The sequence below is a fragment of the Ruegeria sp. CF2 genome (assembly GCF_056537385.1).
This window is the reverse complement of the sequence record NZ_JBQFRL010000001.1, coordinates 2,018,263-2,035,317: the sequence shown is the minus strand read 5'-3', so window position 1 is coordinate 2,035,317 and position 17,055 is coordinate 2,018,263. Positions and strand designations below refer to the sequence as shown.

General features: G+C 63.2%; 15 protein-coding genes. 10 read left to right on the top strand and 5 right to left on the bottom strand.

The annotated features are described in order from the left end of the window. Positions 1-48 precede the first annotated feature (48 nt). The 4 genes from ACR0IR_RS10180 to ACR0IR_RS10165 all read left to right on the top strand — a co-directional run bounded on the left by ACR0IR_RS10180 (position 49) and on the right by ACR0IR_RS10165 (position 6,943). Positions 49-2,775, top strand: coding sequence for a DUF2339 domain-containing protein (locus tag ACR0IR_RS10180; protein ID WP_170362888.1), 2,727 nt, complete (start codon positions 49-51; stop codon positions 2,773-2,775). Between the two features lie 166 nt (positions 2,776-2,941). Further along, on the top strand, positions 2,942-5,860 hold the full coding sequence (gene ileS / locus ACR0IR_RS10175) for an isoleucine--tRNA ligase (RefSeq protein WP_170362890.1): 2,919 nt from the start codon (positions 2,942-2,944) through the stop codon (positions 5,858-5,860). 83 nt (positions 5,861-5,943) lie between these two features. Next, positions 5,944-6,399, top strand: coding sequence for a methylated-DNA--[protein]-cysteine S-methyltransferase (locus tag ACR0IR_RS10170; RefSeq protein WP_170362892.1), 456 nt, complete (start codon positions 5,944-5,946; stop codon positions 6,397-6,399). Positions 6,400-6,475: 76 nt separating this feature from the next. Next, entirely contained in the window at positions 6,476-6,943 is a 468-nt protein-coding gene (locus ACR0IR_RS10165; protein ID WP_170337856.1) for a hypothetical protein, read from the top strand. A gap of 30 nt (positions 6,944-6,973) precedes the next feature. Here ACR0IR_RS10165 and ACR0IR_RS10160 read toward each other — a convergent pair whose 3' ends face one another. The 4 genes from ACR0IR_RS10160 to fsa form a co-directional block, all read right to left on the bottom strand. Continuing rightward, positions 6,974-7,669 (bottom strand): CDP-alcohol phosphatidyltransferase family protein, encoded by a 696-nt coding sequence (locus ACR0IR_RS10160; RefSeq protein ID WP_170362894.1) that lies wholly within the window; start codon positions 7,667-7,669, stop codon positions 6,974-6,976. 92 nt (positions 7,670-7,761) lie between these two features. Then, positions 7,762-8,682, bottom strand: a complete 921-nt coding sequence (locus tag ACR0IR_RS10155) for a tyrosine recombinase XerC (protein WP_170362896.1) — start codon at positions 8,680-8,682, stop codon at positions 7,762-7,764. Then, positions 8,679-9,386, bottom strand: a complete 708-nt coding sequence (locus ACR0IR_RS10150) for a DUF484 family protein (RefSeq protein ID WP_170362898.1) — start codon at positions 9,384-9,386, stop codon at positions 8,679-8,681. Before ACR0IR_RS10150 ends, ACR0IR_RS10155 begins: the two co-directional genes overlap by 4 nt. Before the next feature lie 205 nt (positions 9,387-9,591). After that, entirely contained in the window at positions 9,592-10,245 is a 654-nt protein-coding gene (fsa, locus tag ACR0IR_RS10145) for a fructose-6-phosphate aldolase (protein WP_170337507.1), read from the bottom strand. 91 nt (positions 10,246-10,336) lie between these two features. Here fsa and ACR0IR_RS10140 point away from each other — a divergent pair, with 91 nt between their 5' ends. The 4 genes from ACR0IR_RS10140 (at position 10,337) to ACR0IR_RS10125 (ending at position 15,232) form a co-directional block, all read left to right on the top strand. Continuing rightward, entirely contained in the window at positions 10,337-12,532 is a 2,196-nt protein-coding gene (locus ACR0IR_RS10140; protein ID WP_170362900.1) for a primosomal protein N', read from the top strand. Between the two features lie 77 nt (positions 12,533-12,609). Continuing rightward, complete coding sequence (locus tag ACR0IR_RS10135) at positions 12,610-13,842, top strand: MFS transporter (protein WP_170362902.1); 1,233 nt, start codon at positions 12,610-12,612, stop codon at positions 13,840-13,842. Positions 13,843-13,910: 68 nt separating this feature from the next. After that, positions 13,911-14,789, top strand: a complete 879-nt coding sequence (locus ACR0IR_RS10130; protein ID WP_170362904.1) for a 50S ribosomal protein L11 methyltransferase — start codon at positions 13,911-13,913, stop codon at positions 14,787-14,789. A 98-nt stretch (positions 14,790-14,887) separates the two neighbouring features. After that, positions 14,888-15,232 carry a hypothetical protein gene (locus tag ACR0IR_RS10125; protein WP_093962787.1) on the top strand — a complete coding sequence of 115 codons (345 nt, stop codon included), beginning with the start codon at positions 14,888-14,890 and terminating at the stop codon, positions 15,230-15,232. Between the two features lie 106 nt (positions 15,233-15,338). Here the strand turns inward: ACR0IR_RS10125 and ACR0IR_RS10120 are convergent, their stop codons facing one another. Next, entirely contained in the window at positions 15,339-15,560 is a 222-nt protein-coding gene (locus tag ACR0IR_RS10120) for a DUF1127 domain-containing protein (RefSeq protein WP_093962786.1), read from the bottom strand. 333 nt (positions 15,561-15,893) lie between these two features. Between ACR0IR_RS10120 and ruvC the strand changes: the two genes are divergently transcribed. Then, positions 15,894-16,391 carry a crossover junction endodeoxyribonuclease RuvC gene (gene ruvC, locus ACR0IR_RS10115; RefSeq protein ID WP_149775764.1) on the top strand — a complete coding sequence of 166 codons (498 nt, stop codon included), beginning with the start codon at positions 15,894-15,896 and terminating at the stop codon, positions 16,389-16,391. Beyond that, positions 16,388-17,053 carry a Holliday junction branch migration protein RuvA gene (gene ruvA / locus ACR0IR_RS10110; protein ID WP_170362906.1) on the top strand — a complete coding sequence of 222 codons (666 nt, stop codon included), beginning with the start codon at positions 16,388-16,390 and terminating at the stop codon, positions 17,051-17,053. Before ruvC ends, ruvA begins: the two co-directional genes overlap by 4 nt. The last annotated feature ends 2 nt before the right edge of the window (positions 17,054-17,055 follow it).

The following is a 17,055-nucleotide window of genomic DNA, read 5'->3' as shown; positions in this document are numbered from 1 at the left end:
GCACCTGCACAGGATAGCCTGTAATGCAGATTTGCCCGGAGGTGCGGTTTGGAATCTCTGCTCGTTCTTGTTGGCCTGGTCGTTTTGGCGATGCCGGTATCTATTGTCGTCTTGCTGGTCGGCCATGCCCGTCTGCGGCGGCGGGTCGAGCAGTTGGAGAGTCGGTTGGGTGCCGGGCCGCAACCGGACGCGGAGCGGCCACCACAGACGCAGTCCGCGCCAATCGAAGCACCGACGCCTGAACCGCGACCGGCCCCTTGGGGCCCGCCGAAACAGGAAAGCCCGCCGACGCCGGACCAACGGCCTGACGCTGAAGAATCGGCAACTGTCACTGAGAGTGCATCGCCTCCGGCCGCAGTGGTGTTCCGCGCCGAGCGGTTTGACGATCTGAGCGCGTGGCTGCGCGAGAACTGGTTCTATGCCGTATCCGCCCTATCGCTGGCGCTGGCGGGGATTTTCTTGGTGCAATACGGGGTCGAAAACGGGTTGCTGCCGCCCACCGCGCGCGTGTTGGCGGCCTTGGGTTTCGGCGCGCTGCTGATCGTGGCCGGAGAGGTCGTCCGGCGCCGATACGGCGATGACGAGTCCTCGGCGACTGCCTATCTGCCTTCGGTGTTTTCCGGCGCGGGGCTGGTCACGCTGTTTGGCGGCGTTCTGGCGGCGCGCCAGCTCTATGACCTGATCGGCCCCGAGGCGGCCTTGGCGGGCATGATCGCCATCGCTCTTGTCGGGCTGGTTCTGGGCTGGTTCCACGGCCCGCTGCTGGCGGCGATCGGGTTGATCGGAGCCTTTGCTGCACCTTTCGTCGTGGGTGGCGATTCGGCTGACCCGTCTTGGCTGTACGGATATTTCTTCGTGATCACCGGGCTGGGGCTTGGGATCGACACGGTGCGGCGCTGGGCCTGGGTGTCGGTGCTGTCGCTGGTGGGCGCCTATTTAGCGGGCCTTTTGCTGGTGACGGGTTCGCCGATCACGGAACCGGCTTTCCTCGTCTACGTGGCCGCCATTGCCGTGATCGCCATTGCCATTCCCGTGCGCCGGATCTGGCCCGATCACGACGGCGCGATGTTCAGCGAACTCCTAGTCAGAAAAACCAGTGGTCCGTGGCCCGAATTTCCGACGCGCCTGGCCTTTGGGGCGGTGCTGGCGAGCTCGGCCATTCTGGCGCTGCAATGGGCCGATACGAGCGGTGAGTTCTGGCTGGCAGTGATCCTGCTGGCGGGGCTGACTTTCGCCCTGCTGATCTGGGCAAAGGACGCGCCGGCCCTGCAGGACATGACCGCGCTGCCTGCCCTGGGGCTGGGTGGTTTCGTGTTCACGCATGGATTTGACGGTGGCGCGGTGGCGCGTGGGTTCTGGCAGACCTATTCCGAAACGCCCGAGGCCGCTTTTCCGTTGGCCGTGACCTGGCTGGTTGCGCTGGGCGCGGTGATCACGCTTCTGGCGGCATGGCGGTCGTTCCGGGGTGGGCGGTACCCGCTGGTCTGGGCCGGTGCCGCCGCGCTGTACGCCCCGGCGCTGGCCATCGCGCTTGAGCTTGGCTGGCGCCCGGCCAGCGTTATCGGGGCTTACCCCTGGGCCTTGCATGCGGTGGCGCTTGCGGCGCTGATGGTGGTGTTGGCCGAGCGCTTTGCCCGCATGGATGGCGAGACCCGGATGCGTCCGGCTTTGGCCACGCTGTCGGCCTTGTCCTGCTTGACCTTCGGCTGCGTGATCGTGCTCAGCTCGGCGGCGCTGACCATCGCTTTCGTGGTCACGATCATCGCGGCGGCGGCGCTGGACCGGCGGTTCAATCTGCCGCCGATGAGCTGGTTTATCTGGGCCGGCGTTGCAACTGTCACGTTCCGGCTGATCCTGAACCCGGGTCTGGACTGGGCGCTGCACGCGCCGGTTCCGGAAATGGCGCTGGTCTATGGGGCTGCGGTTGCAGGCTATCTTGCCGCATGGTGGATGCTGCGCCCCCTGGACCGCCCGGTCGCCAATGTCATGTTGGACAGCGCGGCTTGGGCGACGGGCGGCGTTCTTTTGTCTCTGCTGCTGCTGCGCTGGTTGGAAGGGCTCGGCGAGGGCGGTGCCGACGACAGCCATTGGGGGCTGGGCCTGCTGTCGGCCATTTGGCTGCTGCTGGCCTTTGCGCAGGTGCAGCGCTTTGCGCTGGGCGGGCGACTGAACTGGGTGCGGGTCGCATTGGGCGTATTCTTCGCCGCGCATGGCCTGTTGTGGCTGGCGCTGGCTGCGACAGTGGCCAACCCTGTTTTGCGTTTTGGGGCAGATCCTGTTCTGGGGCCTCCAGTCTTGAACACGCTTGCCATTGCCTATCTGCTGCCGGCCCTCGTCATCGGCCTGTCCGCGTGGCGGATCCCCAAGATGCCGGCGCAGTTGCGGCTGGCCTGTCAGGGAGTGTCCGTTGCGCTGGGTGCCTTGTGGCTGGGCCTGACAATCCGGCATTTCTGGCAGGGCGCGGCAGGCATGTATGAAGGCAACGGCGTATCCCAGCCCGAGCTTTATACCTATACGCTCGCCCTGCTGTTGATCGGCGCGGCGCTGTTCTATCAGTCGCTGGCGCGTCGGTCGGACCTGATGCGCAAGGCCGGGCTGGCGGTGATCGGGCTGGCGGTGGCCAAGGTGTTCCTGATCGACATCTCGGGGCTGGGCGGTCTGATCCGGGTGTTTTCGTTGCTGGCCTTGGGGCTGGCGCTGGCGGGTCTGGCCTGGTTGAACCGCTGGGCCAAGCTGCGCCATTCGCCGCAGGGGCCGGAAGCTCTGGACCAATAGGCGCAACCGGCCTATAAGCCCGGCCATGCAAGACGTTCTGGCCATTATCATTCGAATTATATCCCCGGCGCTCTGAGTTTCCGAGACGCCGGGCAAAGGTGCTTGAGTTCATCGCACCGACCGCTTCGATCCAAACACGCCAAGATCATCCAAGGGACGCCTCTACATGTGCGCCGACACGACCCAGACACCCGACTACAAAGACACGCTGAATCTGCCCCGAACCGAATTCCCCATGCGCGCCGGCCTGCCCAAGCGCGAGCCCGCATGGCTGGACCGCTGGGAAAAGATCGGCGTCTATGACCGCCTGCGCGACAAACAGGGTCGCAAGCCCTTCACGCTGCATGACGGTCCGCCCTATGCCAACGGGCACCTGCATATCGGCCACGCGCTGAACAAGACGATCAAGGACATGATCGTGCGCAGCCACCAGATGATGGGCTTTGACGCGCGCTATGTGCCCGGCTGGGACTGCCACGGCCTGCCGATCGAATGGAAGATCGAGGAACAGTACCGCAAGAAGGGCAAGAACAAGGACGAGGTTCCGGTCATCGACTTCCGCCAGGAATGCCGCAAGTTCGCCGAAGGCTGGATCGACATCCAGCGCGAGGAGTTCAAGCGCCTGGGCATCACCGGCAACTGGGCCGATCCCTACGTCACCATGGACTATCACGCCGAGGCGGTGATCGCGGACGAGTTCATGAAGTTCCTGATGAACGGCACGCTGTATCAAGGCTCGAAACCGGTGATGTGGTCGCCGATCGAGAAGACTGCCCTCGCCGAGGCCGAAGTCGAGTATCACGACAAGGAAAGCTTCACCATCTGGGTGAAGTTCAAGGTGGTGAACACCGGCGACACCACGCTGGACAACGCCTATGTGGTAATCTGGACCACGACGCCTTGGACCATGCCGTCGAACAAGGCCGTGGTATACGGCAAGGACATCTCGTACGGGCTGTACGAAGTGACCGGCCGCCCCGAGGATTGCTGGGCCCGGATCGGTGACCGGTACCTGCTGGCCGACAGTCTGGCCGCCGACGTGTTTGCGCGGGCGCGGCTGGACGATACCATGTACCGCCGCCTGTGCGACGTCACGCAGGACGATCTGGCCAAGATCCAGCTGCAGCACCCGCTGGCGGGGGCCGAAGGGTCCAACGGCGAATGGGACGACATCCGCGATTTCCGCGCGGCCGATTTCGTGACCGATACCGAAGGCACCGGTTTCGTCCATTGCGCGCCCTCGCACGGGATGGAGGAATTCGAGCTGTACCGCGATCTGGGCATGCTCGAGCAGGTCATCACCTACAACGTGATGGACGACGGCAGCTTCCGCGCTGACATGCCGTTCTTCGGCGGCAAGTACATCCTGTCGCGCAAGGGCGGCGAGGGCGATGCGAACAAAGCCGTGATCGACAAGCTGGCCGAGGTCGGCGGGCTGCTGGCGCGTGGCAAGATCAAGCACAGCTATCCGCATTCGTGGCGGTCCAAGGCGCCGATCATCTATCGCAACACACCGCAATGGTTCGTGTCCGTCGACCGCAAGCTGGACGATGGCATGGACGAAATGGGCGGCACTATCCGCGAACGCGCGCTGCGCTCGATCGACGAACTAGTGAAATGGACGCCGCCCTCGGGCCGCAACCGCCTGTATTCGATGATCGAGGCGCGCCCCGACTGGGTTCTGTCGCGCCAGCGTGCCTGGGGTGTGCCACTCACGTGCTTCACCAAGAAGGGTGCTCTGCCCACCGACGCGGACTATCTGCTGCGCAACGCGGACGTGAACACCCGCATCAAGGCCGCGTTCGAAGAACACGGTGCCGATGTCTGGTACACTGACGGGTTCAAACAGCAGGTGCTGGATGGCATCGTGAACCCCGATGATTATGACCAGGTGTTCGACGTTCTGGACGTGTGGTTCGACTCGGGCTCGACCCATGCGTTCGTTCTGCGCGACCGTGAAGATGGCACCGTCGACGGCATTGCCGATGTCTACATGGAGGGCACCGACCAGCACCGTGGATGGTTCCATTCCTCGATGTTGCAGGCCTGCGGCACGATCGGCCGCGCGCCGTATCGCAACGTGGTCACGCACGGGTTCACGCTGGACGAGAAGGGCAACAAGATGTCCAAATCGCTCGGCAATACCATCGTTCCGGAAGAGGTCGTCAAGCAATACGGTGCCGACATCATGCGCCTGTGGGTGGCCCAGACCGACTATACCGCCGACCAGCGGATCGGGCCGGAAATCCTGAAAGGTGTCGCCGACAGCTATCGCCGGCTGCGCAATACGATGCGCTTCATGCTGGGTTCGCTGGCCGACTTCACCGAGGCCGACCGGATCGATCCGGCCGAGATGCCGCGTCTGGAACGCTGGGTGCTCAGCCGCCTGGCCGAGTTGGACGAGCAGGTCCGCAAGGGTTATGCCGCGTTCGACTTCCAAGGCGTGTTCAGCGCGGTGTTCAATTTTGCCACGGTCGACCTGTCGGCCTTCTATTTCGACGTGCGCAAAGATGCGCTGTATTGCGACGGGGACACCCCGCGCCGCCGGGCCGCGCGCACGGTGCTGGACATCCTGTTCCACCGACTGACCACCTGGCTGGCGCCGATTCTGGTCTTCACGATGGAAGAGGTCTGGCTCGAGCGGTTCCCGGGCGAGGACAGCTCGGTGCATCTGGTCGACTTCCCCGACACGCCTGCTGATTGGCGCGATGCCGAGCTCGAGGCGAACATGGCCAAGATCCGCCGTGTACGCCGTGCGGTGACCGCCGCGCTGGAAGTGCAGCGCCGCGACAAGGTCATCGGCTCCAGCCTCGAAGCCGCGCCGATCGTGCATGTCGAGGATGCGGAAACCCGCGACCTGCTGGCCACTTTCGATGTCGATGATCTGTGCATCACCTCAGGCCTGACCGTCACCGCCGACCCGGCCCCGGCCGAAGCGTTCCGCCTGCCCGAAATCGAGGGCGTCGGCGTCGTGTTCGAAAAGGCCGAAGGGGCCAAGTGCCAGCGCTGCTGGAAGATCCTGCCGGATGTGGGACGCCACGCCCATCCCGGCGTCTGCGGCCGATGCGATACGGCGCTGAGCTGAAAATGATCCCTGAAACCCCCGCCATCGCGCGGGGGTTTTTCTTGCGGCTTGCGACGCACCCGCCGATCTGAAACTCTGCGCCCATGCCGATGATTGCAGTGGAAACCCAGTTCGGATGCCTCGGGATCGAAGAAGAGGACGGCGCCATCACCAGTCTGGTGTGGGACGGTCACACAACGGGTGAGACGACCCCGCTGCTGATCGAAGCGGCATCACAGATCAGGGCCTATGCCGAGGGCCGGTTGCAAAAGTTCGACTTGCCACTGCGTGTCGTTGGGTCCGAATTCCAGAAACAGGTCTGCGACTTGATGTCCGCGATTCCTTTCGGTTACACGCGGACTTACGGTGATATCGCGGATGATCTTGGGTGTCCGGCGCAAGCTGTCGGGCAGGCCTGTGGTGCCAACCCGATTCCGGTGATCATTCCCTGTCACCGCGTTCTGGCGGCAAGCGGCCTTGGGGGGTTCTCGGGGCAGGGCGGGGTTGAGGGCAAGGTTGCCCTGTTGCGTCACGAGGGGGCTGCCAGTCTGCTGATCTGACCGCCGGAATCCGGTTGCAATCTTTCGCAAAGCGTCCCAACCTGAGACAGTTTTCGAACCCGAAGGACTGCAATTCATGACTGCGAAAATTGACCCCGCCGCCCGGAAGAAGGCCATCATTGACCAATTGATGGCGTTGGAGGCACAGGAGTTGGCGACGGCGCAGGCGCACCACGATGCCTTTCAGAAAGAGTCCCAATTGGATGACCGGGAAGGCCACGACAAGGATGATATCGCGGCATCGCGCGAAAGCGCAGATCTGGCCGCCGCGTTTGACGGGCCGGTGCATGCGCATCATGCCAAGATTGACGTGATCGAAAACACCGATTTCAGCCTGACGGATACAGTGCAGCCAGGCGCCGTGGTCTGGCTGGGCGACCGGCATTTCGTCGTTTGCGTGTCGACCACCAAGTTCGACGTGGATGGTGAAACATATATGGGGATTTCAACCCAAAGCCCGATCTATCTGGCCATGGCCGGAATGCGAAAGGGCGACGTCTTCACCCACAACGGCACCGAGTTCGAGATCCGGGAAATTCTCTGATCTGTGATTTTTGTCCGTTCGGGCCGCGTCTCAGTCGCGGCTCGGCGGCATGATTTGCTGGGCGATCCCTGCCGAGACCAGGTACAGGCTGGTCACCACCAGACCCCAATGCGCCCAGCTTTGCGGGTGAAAATCCACCCAAGCGGCCCATCCGGCAAATAATGTCCATGCGAAGGCCATGGGCAGGGACAGGTTGCGCCAGCGTTCGGTGCGCACGGGGTGAATGAATTTCAGGGGCAGAAACATTGCAACGGCCAGCAGCGCCACAAGGACGAGGCTGAACCAGAAGTCGGGCTTCAGCGCAAAGATCACCACCACGACCATGTTCCAGCAGCCAGGAAACCCGGAAAAGGAATTGTCCTTTGTTTTCATGCGCGTGTCGGCAAAATACATCGCGCTGGCGAAGGTGATGACGATGATCGCGAACCAACCGGTCCAGCCGTCCATCAAGCCGGATTTGAACAGCGCATAGGCGGGAATGAAGACGTAGGTCAGATAGTCGATGATCAGGTCCAGCAGGACACCGTCGAACTCGGGCGCGTTCTTTTTGACGTGATAGTGCCGCGCCAAAGGGCCGTCGATTCCGTCGACGATGAACGAAACGACCAGCCACAGAAACATCAGGCTCCACTTTTCCTCGACCGCGGCCAGCATGGCCAGCATCGCAAATACGGCTCCGGTCGCGGTGAACAGGTGAACGGCTAAGGCTTTGAATCTGAGTGTCATGACCCGTGTCATGTACGATGCGCGCCCGAGATGCAAAGCAAAAAGCCCCCGGTATCGGCGCCGAAATGCGGTTGCTGCAATTCCGCCGCGTCTCAGGCTTTGGGGTGCGCGCGGTTGTACACCTCCATGAGGCGCGCGGTGTCGACGGCGGTATAGGCCTGTGTGGTCGAAAGGGACGCGTGACCCAGCAGTTCCTGAATGGCCCGGAGGTCTCCGCCGGCTGACAGAAGATGGGTGGCAAAGCTGTGCCGCATCGCGTGTGGAGTGGCCGTTGCCGGAAGACCCAGTTGCATACGCGCTTTGGCCATGACGCCCTGAATTGCCCTCGGACTCAGGGCTTTGCCGCGTACGCCGCGGAACAATGGGGCTGTTGGGCTTTGGGGATGTGGGCACAACTCAAGGTATCGGTCGACCGCCTGGCGCGCGGCGGGGATGACCGGAACGATCCTTTCCTTGTCACCCTTGCCGACAATTCTCAGCGTGTTGGGCAGCGGGGCATCCGCGCCGGTCAGAGACAGGGCTTCGGATATGCGAAGGCCGCAGCCATACAGCAGGGTCACGACTGCAACGTCGCGGGCGGCAACCCAATCTGATCCGGATTGCAGCTCGACCGTCTCGATCATGGCGCGGGCGGCGTCTTCGGCCAGCGGGCGCGGCAGTTTCTTGGTGAATTTCGGGGCGCGGGAGGAGAGGACGGCGGTGGGCTCGAATCCCTCGCGTTCGGCCAGCCAGCGATAGAAGCTTTTGACGGCGGACAGTTTTCGCGCCAGTGACCGCGCCCCGACGCCGGATTCGCGTTGCTGTGCCATCCAGGCCCGCATGTCCGAAATGGTGATGCGTTCGAGCGCCGCCAGCCCCTGCCGTTCGCTGTGATGCAAAGTCATGAAAGACAGGAAATCCGCGACATCCCCGCGATAGGCATTGATGGTGTTTTCCGAACGGCCCGCCAAAGCGGTCAACCCCTCCAGCCACAACTGCAACGCATCGCGGCAGGCTGGAGAGATCAGGCTCACGACAGCCAGTGGCGCATCGACCGTTCGAATACGCCTGCAAAAAAGGCCAGCAGATCAGTGCCCAATTGAGGCGAGAAGTGCCTTGGGTCGCGCGCCCCCATGACAATCATGCCCGGCAGACGCCCTTTGCCGAGATCTAGCTGCATACATGCCTCAGATTGCAGCTGGTCCAGCTGATCCCCGTGCACTCTGCGGTTGGGCTGGCGAATTTCGCGCAGGACAACCTCACGCGCGGGGTGGTTCGGTGCGTTGTCCATGTAGGAATGCACGAAACCCGGTTCCGCCACGGCCAGAACACCGTCCAGCCGGTCGATGCTTGGGTCCTGCTGGACCATCGTTGTTTCCAGGACCAGTGTGATGCGGTCGACGCGGAGGATTTCGGCAACTTCCGTACCCAGCACGCGCAGGAAGTCCTCGAATTCCGTCGGCTCAAGAAGGCGCAGGATGGCGCGGTGAACTTGGTTGGTTCCGGCGAGGTTCTCGTAGGCAGCTGCGATGACCGAGCGGTGAGTGTCCTCCAGCCGGTCCAGCCGTGCCTCAAGCCGTTGCATGGCGATTCCGCGCAGGTCGATTATGTTGTCTCCGCGGGCGCGTTCGTTCGCGGCGACCAGCGCCTGCATCAGATCCTTGTCGTCCAGTACGGCGTCCGGCTCGGCCAGAATCGCGGCGCGGAGGTTGTCCTCGAGTTTGGGATTGCTGCTCATATCCTGTCCGGTCTTTTTTTGTTGGGGGCGTTATAGCACGGGTGCCCGGAAATACCTTGGGAAAAATGCACGTTTAGGTGGATTAGGCGCCGTGTGTGGGGGCGTGGCTCCCGCCTGCAGGCGTCTGATCAACGATCAGGCCCACTGAAGTTGGGCCAGGCGCGGCCCCAGTCGGGGCCGCGCGGTTGTACATGGGATCAATGGATCACAGAATCTTCTGACCGGTCTTGGCCCAATCCGACAGGAAGGCCTCGAGCCCTTTGTCGGTCAGCGGGTGATCAGCCAGCTTCTTGATCACGGCAGGCGGGGCGGTGATCACGTCGGCGCCGATACGGGCGCTGTCGGCCACATGGTTTACGCTGCGGATCGAGGCGGCGAGGATTTCGGTTTCGAACCCGTAGTTGTCATAGACCTGACGGATGTCGGCGATCAGGTCCATACCGTCGAGGTTGATGTCGTCCAGCCGTCCGATGAAGGGCGAAATGAAGGTCGCGCCGGCCTTGGCTGCCAGAAGTGCCTGATTGACCGAGAAGCACAGGGTGACGTTGACCATCTGGCCTTCGTCGCTGAGCGTCTTGCAGGTTTTCAGACCGGCCCAGGTCAGCGGCACCTTGACGGCGATGTTCGGTGCGATCTGCGCCAGCTTGCGGCCTTCGGCGATCATGTCCTCGGCTTCGGTGGCGACGACTTCGGCGGAAACCGGGCCATCGACCAGGTCGCAGATTTCCTTGGTCACTTCCAGAATGTCGCGACCCGATTTCAGGATCAGCGAGGGGTTGGTGGTGACACCGTCCACCATGCCCAGATCGTTCAATTCGGCGATGGCGTCGATTTCGGCTGTGTCTACGAAGAATTTCATCGGGGCAGTCCTTTGATGGGTTGGCCTTGCTCGCGGATGCCTTTACCTCAAAGAGACCCGTGCTGAAACCCCTGCTGAAGAAAGGCGCGCATTGAGCGACCCGGTGCATTTCGACCAAGGTGAGCTGGTGGCGGTTCTGACGACCCAGCCACTGGACCGGACGTTGGATTACAAGGCGCCCGAGGGGGGGTGTTTCCTGGGGGCCTTCGTCGAGGTGCCGCTGGGCCCGCGCAAGGTTCTGGGCGTGGTTTGGGGTGCGGGGCGCGGTGATTTCGACCGCAGCAAGATCCGCTCGGTCATCCGGGTACTGGACGTGGCGCCCATGCGCGAAGAGATGCGCCTGTTCCTGCAGCGCGCGGCCGACTACACGCTGACGCCGATGCCGGCGATGCTGCGGCTGGCCACCCGCGCGCCCGGGCTGGGCGACCCGCTGTCGATGCGCAAGATCTATCGGCTGGGCAGCGGCACGCCCGACCGCATGACCGATGCCCGGGCCCGGGTGCTGGAGGTGCTGCGTGACTATGGCGGGCTGGCCTTCACCCTGAAGGAACTGGCCGAGATGGCTGGGGTCACCTCATCGGTCGTCAAAGGGTTGGTCAAGCAGGGCGCTGTGCTTGAGGAGGACAGCCCCCGCGACCTACCTTATCCGACGCTGGATCCGGGCCGGCCGGGCAAGGCGCTGACCCCAGACCAGACCGCTGCCGCAGACACGTTGCGGGCCGCACTGCGCAGCGGAACCTACGGCACCACGCTGCTGAAGGGCGTGACCGGGTCGGGCAAGACCGAGGTTTACCTTGAAGCGGTGGCCGAAGCACTGCGCATGGGCCGGCAGGCGCTGGTGCTACTGCCCGAGATTGCCCTGACCGCCGAGTTTCTGACGCGGGTCGAGGAGCGGTTCGGTGCGCGCCCGGCCGAATGGCATTCCGGTGCCACGATGACTGAGCGCCGGCGGGTCTGGCGCATGGTCGGGCAGGGCGATGCGCAGATGGTGGTCGGCGCGCGGTCGGCGCTGTTCCTGCCGTTTCGCGATCTGGGCCTGATCGTGGTGGATGAGGAACACGACACCTCGTACAAGCAGGAAGACGGCGTGCATTACAACGCGCGCGACATGGCAGTGCTGCGGGCGGCGATCTGCGGGTCGCGCGTGATCTTGGCCAGTGCCACGCCCTCGCTGGAAAGCTGGGCCAATGCCGAGGCCGGCAAGTACGACCGGCTGGACCTAACCTCGCGCTTTGGGGCGGCGGTGCTGCCGGACATGAAGACCATCGACATGCGCGCCGAAAAGATGCAGCCGGGTACCTGGATTTCCCCCAGCCTGCGCCAGGCGGTGCAGGCGCGGATCGAGAAGGGCGAACAGTCGCTGCTGTTCATCAATCGCCGTGGATATGCACCGGTGACGCTGTGCCGGGCCTGCGGCGAACAGATCGCCTGCGACCACTGCGATGCGCGCATGGTCGAACACCGGTTCCTGAAACGTCTGATGTGCCACCAATGCGGCGAGACCAAGCCCATGCCGGAGGCCTGCCCCGCCTGCGGGGTCGAGGGCAAGCTGGCCCCGGTCGGCCCCGGCATCGAACGTCTGGCCGAAGAGGCCGAGGCGACCTTTCCCGACGCCCGCATCGCCATGCTCAGTTCCGACCTGTTCGGCTCGGCCCGGGCGCTTAAGGCCAAGATCGAAGAGATCGCCGAGGGTGACGCAGATATTGTCATCGGCACGCAGCTGGTGGCCAAGGGGCACAATTTCCCGAACCTGACGCTGGTCGGGGTGATCGACTCGGATCTGGGCCTGCACGGGTCCGACCTGCGCGCTGCCGAGCGGACCTTTCAACTGATGCGGCAGGTGGCGGGCCGGGCCGGGCGCGCCGACAAGCCGGGGACGGCGCTGCTGCAGACTTTTCAGCCCGAACACCCGGTGATCCGCGCGATCCTGTCGGGGGATGAGGAAGGGTTCTGGCGTGCCGAGGCCGCCGGGCGTCAGGCGGCCGGGGTGCCGCCTTATGGCCGGATGGCGGGGATCGTGCTGTCCGGCCCCGAGGTCGGGCCCGTCTTTGACATCGGCAACGTATTGGCGCGCAATGACGCGCCGCTGCGGCAGATCGGGGCACAGGTCTTTGGGCCTGCCCCGGCACCGATTGCCCGTATCCGCGGGCGGCACCGGGTAAGGCTGCTGGTCAAGGCGCCCAAGGGGGCACCGATCCAGGACGCCATCGCCCGCTGGATCGCACCTCTGCGCCTGAAGGGAGACATCCGCCTGACCGTCGATATCGACCCGCAGAGCTTCTACTGACTCTGCATCAGCGCAGACCCGATGTGCACGGGGGATTTCCTCTCGCCAGCCGGGCGGATTGGGCGTAGAGAACTCTCATGCTGAAACCGATGCCCCTGTCCCAGGCCCAGAGCCTGCCGTTCTGGCGCCGCCCCGTCACGTTGCTGTTCGTGATGGCGCTGACCATGCCCATCGCCTTCAACGCATGGAGCGCACTGCTGAACAACTTCGTGATCGAAGTCGCGGATTTCGATGGGGCAGACATCGGCCTGCTACACACGGTGCGAGAAATCCCGGGCTTTCTGGCCGTGGGCGTGATCGCGGTGATAATTTTCGTGCGCGAGCAGGTGCTGGCCATGATTTCGCTGATGCTGCTGGGCGTCGCCACGGCGGTGACCGCCTGGTTTCCCAGCCTCGGCGGGCTGCTGTTCGTGACCCTGTTCAGCTCGATCGGGTTTCATTACTACGAAACGGTGAACCAGTCGCTTCAGCTGCAATGGCTGCCCAAGGACCGCGCCCCGCAGGTGCTGGGCTGGCTGGTGGCGATGGGGTCGGCCTCGACGCTGGTGGTCTATGGGCTGATCGTGCTGACCTGGGATCGGTTCGATCTGTCCTACAACACGGTCTTCATGGCGGCTGGTGGGCTGACCGCGGTGCTGGCGCTGTTCTGCCTGATCGCCTATCCGCAATTCGATGCGCTGACACCGCAGACCAAGAAGATCGTGCTGCGCCGCCGCTACTGGCTGTATTACGCGCTGCAGTTCATGGCGGGCGCGCGGCGGCAGATCTTTGTCGTGTTCGCCGGGTTCATGATGGTCGAGCGCTTCGGCTTCGAAGTGCATCACTTGACCAGCCTGTACCTCATCAACCTGATCATCAACATGGCCGCCGCCCCTTTGCTGGGCAAGGCCGTCGCGGTGTTTGGCGAGCGGCGTACGCTGATCTTCGAGTATCTGGGCCTTGCCATCGTATTTGCGGCGTATGGCGGCATCTACTGGTTTGGCTGGGGCGTGCTGCTGGCGGCCATTCTCTACGTCATCGACCACGTGCTGTTCGCGCTGGCTCTGGCGCTCAAGACCTATTTCCAGAAAATCGCCGATCCGGCCGATATTGCCCCCACCGCGGCAGTGGCCTTTACCATCAACCACATCGCGGCGGTGTTTCTGCCGGCGCTTCTGGGGCTGCTGTGGGTCGTGTCGCCGGGGGCGGTGTTCGGCCTGGCGGCGGGTATGGCGCTGATCTCTCTGGCGCTGTCGCTGCTGATCCCGCGCCACCCCGAACCGGGGAACGAGACCATCTTTTCGAAATACGCGCCCGCACCGGCCGAATGACACGCGCGACGCTTGACCTCGGTGGCTGACGGCCCTAGGCGCAAAGGCGGTTTCTGCAGGAGGTTCCCATGCCCACATTCACCGCCCTGACCACCCTGAAAGGCAAAGCCGCGGCCGAAAGCCTGGGCGAAGCGATGGAGCGTCTGGAGCCCGAACCCACCGGCGTGGGTGTCTTCGAGGTCGAGGACGGCTCGGGCCTGTGGGAGGTCGGCGGCTATTTCACCGAAAGCCCCGACGAGGCCGCCCTGGCCCTGCTGGCGGCGGCCTTCGAGGCCAAGCCCTTCGTGGTGTCGGAACTGCCGGAAACCGACTGGGTCGCCCATGTCCGGCGCGAGCTGGCTCCGGTCGAGGCCGGGCGGTTTTTCGTCTATGGCAGCCACGATGCCGACAAGCTGCCCGAGGGGCGCATTCCGCTGCTGATCGAGGCGGCGATGGCCTTTGGCACTGGGCACCACGGAACGACGCTGGGGTGTCTGCGGGCGCTGGACAAGCTGATTGAGACTGGGTTCGAGGCCAGCAAGGTCGCCGATATCGGCTGCGGTACGGCGGTGTTGGCGATGGCGGCGGCGCGGGTCTGGGACGGTGACATTCTGGCCAGCGACATTGATCAGGTCGCCGTCGACGTAGCCGAGGCCAACCTGAAGGCCAACGGCATGGCCGGGGCCGTCCTTTGTGTCGAGGCTGCCGGATTTGACCATCCTGACCTCCAGGCGGTGGCGCCTTACGATCTGATTTTTGCCAACATTCTGAAGGGCCCGCTGGTGGCCCTTGCGCCGGAGATCGCGCAGAATCTGCGCGGAGGCGGACATGCGATCCTGTCGGGAATCCTCAACGAGCAGGCCGACGAAGTGGAATCGGTTTATGCACAAAACGGGTTCAATACGATGGATCGGTCAATGATTGGTGAATGGACGACGCTAGTCTTAACCAAACAGGGCGCAAATTAGACCATTTGCAGGAGTTTTGTGGATTTTTGCCACGGTTTTGACGCATTCTCTTTCTATCGTCATCCAATGAATTTGGGGGGCGGTTTTTGGAGGCTGCCATGACAGGAAAACAACTTGAATTCGATCAGCGCGTTCATCGGCTGACAAAGAAACACAACAAGATGAGCCGTGGCTATCGCGCGACTATGCGCAAAGATGGTCTGGTCGTCATGAAACCCCAGCGGGTACGCTCGGCGGTTCCGGCCAAGGTTCTGTTGCTGTGCCTGTGCGGATTTTTTGCTTTCAAAGCGTTCCTGCTATCCAATCTCGGCCCGACCGGATACCAGTATCGGGTGGATGCCCTGAACGAAGGGACATCGGTTGAACAGGCGGGCGCATGGATCATGCAGATCGATCCATTGTCGCAGGCCCTGTCGACACAGCTGAACAAGATTCTCTACTGAACTCTCTCTCCTAAAGAGCCTTCAAAAGACAAAAACACCGCGTACCTTTCGGTCCGCGGTGTTTCTGTGCTGCCCCGAGGGAGGATAGGGGCGAGAGCGGGTGGTTTCAGTACAGACGGCGGCGGCCAGCAGCGACTTCGTCGATGTCACCGCGGCACAGGCCGATATCTTCCAGTTCACGGTTGCTCAGACCGTTCAATGCATTGCGCGTCACGCGTGCGTCGTTCCAGGCGACAACGGCGTTCACAACAGATGCCAGAAAGGCACCGATACGGCCGACAAGGCCAAACGAGCCAATCGAGGCGCGGGTTGTGTCAATTGCAGCCATATCCTGCTTCCTTCTGTTCAGTGTTGACGTTTGAATGTCGAATTCCCGGGCCAGTTAGTGATGTCGGATTGACCTTGCAAGTGCTGAAACTGCATGTGTCCTATGCAGTTTTTGCAATGCTTCGAAAATGATGAAAGTCCCTTAAATTATTGGTGAAAACTGCTTTGGGAATGTGTCGGTTTCAGACTTTCTAGGGTCGCAATGCGTCCGAATTGTCGTGGACGGAACAGGCGTGTCGCATTTGGGAGCCGGATCAATTTTCTTGGAAAATGTTCACGCTTCGTGCTAATCGAGAGAAAAGACAATGAAAACCCGAGCAGGCCGAGGCACAACATGCGAATTCTGGGCATTGATCCGGGGCTGCGAACCCTGGGGTGGGGCGTCATCGAATCACATGGCAGCCGACTGAGCCATGTTGCCAACGGCCTGTGCAAATCCGACGGGGATGATCTGGGCGAGCGGCTTTTGTCGCTGCACAACCAGATCGTCGAGGTGATCGCCGAACATCAGCCCGACCAGGCAGCCATCGAACAGACCTTCGTCAACAAGGACGGCGCCGGGACGCTGAAGCTGGGTCAGGCGCGCGGAGTGGCGTTGCTGACCTTGGCGCAGGCTGGGTTGCCGGTGGGCGAATACGCGCCCAACCGGGTCAAGAAAACCGTGGTGGGCGTGGGGCACGCCGAGAAGGAACAGATTCTGCACATGGTCAAACTTCAACTGCCGGGATGCCAGCCCAAGGGGGCCGACGCCGCGGATGCGCTGGCGATCGCGATCTGTCATGCGTTCTACGGTGCGACACCGCAGGCGCGCATCAAGCAGGTGGCCACATGATCGGCAAGCTGACCGGACGCATCGACTATCGCGCGGCGGATCATCTTCTGATCGACGTGCGCGGGGTCGGCTACATCGTCTATTGCTCGGACCGGACCATGGCGGCCCTGCCTGGGGTGGGCGAGGCGGTCTCGCTGTACACCGATCTGGTGGTGCGCGAGGACCTGATGCAGCTTTATGGCTTTCTGTCTTTGGTCGAGAAAGAGTGGCATCGGCTGCTCTGCTCGGTTCAAGGGGTGGGGGCCAAGGTGTCTCTGGCCATTCTGGGCGCGCTGGGGCCGGACGGGGTCAGCCGGGCTATCGCGCTGGGCGATTGGGGCGCGGTAAAGGCGGCCAAGGGCGTCGGGCCCAAGACCGCGCAGCGCATCGTGCTGGACCTGAAAGACAAGGCGCCCGGCGTCATGGCGATGGGCGGCACGGTGACCGAGGCGATGGACGGCCCCGTGGCCGAGGTGGTTGAACCCGCAGCGCCGGTCCGGGTGCGGGCCTCGAAACCCGGTGCGGGTGCGGCGTCGGCGGGTGCTTTGTCGGCGCTGTCGAACTTGGGCTATGGCCCGTCCGAGGCCGCATCGGCCGTGGCCGAGGCCGCCGCCAACCTGCCCGATGCCGGCGAGGCCGAATTGATCCGCGCGGCGTTGAAACTGCTGGCTCCGAAAGGCTGAAT

Bases quoted from the DNA above. Each gene is read 5' to 3' on its own strand.
- ileS (WP_170362890.1), top strand. From the start codon at position 2,942: ATGTGCGCCGACACGACCCAGACACCCGACTACAAAGACACGCTGAAT.
- ACR0IR_RS10170 (WP_170362892.1), top strand. From the start codon at position 5,944: ATGCCGATGATTGCAGTGGAAACCCAGTTCGGATGCCTCGGGATCGAA.
- ACR0IR_RS10165 (WP_170337856.1), top strand. From the start codon at position 6,476: ATGACTGCGAAAATTGACCCCGCCGCCCGGAAGAAGGCCATCATTGAC.
- ACR0IR_RS10160 (WP_170362894.1), bottom strand. From the start codon at position 7,669: ATGACACTCAGATTCAAAGCCTTAGCCGTTCACCTGTTCACCGCGACC.
- ACR0IR_RS10150 (WP_170362898.1), bottom strand. From the start codon at position 9,386: ATGAGCAGCAATCCCAAACTCGAGGACAACCTCCGCGCCGCGATTCTG.
- fsa (WP_170337507.1), bottom strand. From the start codon at position 10,245: ATGAAATTCTTCGTAGACACAGCCGAAATCGACGCCATCGCCGAATTG.
- ACR0IR_RS10135 (WP_170362902.1), top strand. From the start codon at position 12,610: ATGCTGAAACCGATGCCCCTGTCCCAGGCCCAGAGCCTGCCGTTCTGG.
- ACR0IR_RS10130 (WP_170362904.1), top strand. From the start codon at position 13,911: ATGCCCACATTCACCGCCCTGACCACCCTGAAAGGCAAAGCCGCGGCC.
- ACR0IR_RS10125 (WP_093962787.1), top strand. From the start codon at position 14,888: ATGACAGGAAAACAACTTGAATTCGATCAGCGCGTTCATCGGCTGACA.
- ACR0IR_RS10120 (WP_093962786.1), bottom strand. From the start codon at position 15,560: ATGGCTGCAATTGACACAACCCGCGCCTCGATTGGCTCGTTTGGCCTT.
- ruvC (WP_149775764.1), top strand. From the start codon at position 15,894: ATGCGAATTCTGGGCATTGATCCGGGGCTGCGAACCCTGGGGTGGGGC.
- ruvA (WP_170362906.1), top strand. From the start codon at position 16,388: ATGATCGGCAAGCTGACCGGACGCATCGACTATCGCGCGGCGGATCAT.